The organism is Streptomyces sp. CLV115 (genome assembly GCF_038448545.1).
GTDB lineage: Bacteria > Actinomycetota > Actinomycetes > Streptomycetales > Streptomycetaceae > Streptomyces > Streptomyces sanglieri.
This window is the reverse complement of sequence record NZ_JBCEWQ010000423.1, coordinates 1-445: the sequence shown is the minus strand read 5'-3', so window position 1 is coordinate 445 and position 445 is coordinate 1. Positions and strand designations below refer to the sequence as shown.

The 445-nt window shown below is 58.9% G+C and carries 1 rRNA gene; it reads left to right on the top strand.

From position 1 onward, the window contains the following. A 16S ribosomal RNA gene (locus tag AADR41_RS43105) occupies positions 1 to 445 on the top strand; the annotation flags it as partial.

Below are 445 nucleotides of genomic sequence, written 5' to 3'. Positions count from 1 at the left end.
CCTACGGGGGGCTGCAGTGGGGAATATTGCACAATGGGCGAAAGCCTGATGCAGCGACGCCGCGTGAGGGATGACGGCCTTCGGGTTGTAAACCTCTTTCAGCTCCGACGAAGCGAAAGTGACGGTAGGAGCAGAAGAAGCACCGGCCAACTACGTGCCAGCAGCCGCGGTAATACGTAGGGTGCAAGCGTTGTCCGGAATTATTGGGCGTAAAGAGCTCGTAGGCGGCTTGTCGCGTCGGCTGTGAAAACCTGGGGCTCAACCCCGGGCCTGCAGCCGATACGGGCAAGCTAGAATTCGGTAGGGGAGACTGGAATTCCTGGTGTAGCGGTGAAATGCGCAGATATCAGGAGGAACACCGGTGGCGAAGGCGGGTCTCTGGGCCGATATTGACGCTGAGGAGCGAAAGCGTGGGGAGCGAACAGGATTAGATACCCCTGTAGTC